Origin of the sequence: Pseudodesulfovibrio karagichevae, from assembly GCF_041414475.1 — a bacterium.
Lineage (GTDB): Bacteria > Desulfobacterota > Desulfovibrionia > Desulfovibrionales > Desulfovibrionaceae > Pseudodesulfovibrio > Pseudodesulfovibrio karagichevae.
On sequence record NZ_JBGLYH010000139.1, the window covers coordinates 1 to 530 of the forward strand.

The window sequence follows — 530 nt, forward strand, 5'->3', positions numbered from 1 at the left end:
CAGTCCTTCTACATCGGCCGGACCAATGACGGCTGGCTGGTGGCGAGCGAGGCCTACGGCATGGCCGCCCGGGCGCGCTCGTCCTATCCCGTGGCCGTGCACCGGCAGGGCGGGGTGTCCGTGGTCCTGCGCGACACCGACCCGGCGGACGCCATCCCCGTGGCCCGGTACCTGGACAACGGCGAGCCCGTGGAGCTGGCCGAGGAGAAGATCGAGATCTTCTCGCGCGACATCTTCCGGGGCGAGTACGCCCACTACATCGAGAAGGAGATCCACGAGGCCCCGGACTCGGTGCGCAACACCCTGCACGGCAAATATATCAAGAAAAACGGCGAGGTGGAGTTCCTGCCCGAGGGGTTCGGGCGCGGCCCGGCCCTGGTCGAGCGGTTCCGGGACACGACCCGGCCCATCCGGAGGATCATCTGCGTGGGCCAGGGCACGGCCGCCGTGGCCGCCATGGCCGTGGCCCGGCTCCTGCGCCGCACCCTGGCCGACACCGGCATGTCCATCGAGTCCTACACCGGCTCGGA

General features: G+C 70.0%; 1 pseudogene. It reads left to right on the top strand.

Annotation, left to right across the window (positions count from 1 at the left end):
- Positions 1–530: pseudogene (locus tag AB6M95_RS19705) on the top strand (SIS domain-containing protein); the annotation flags it as partial.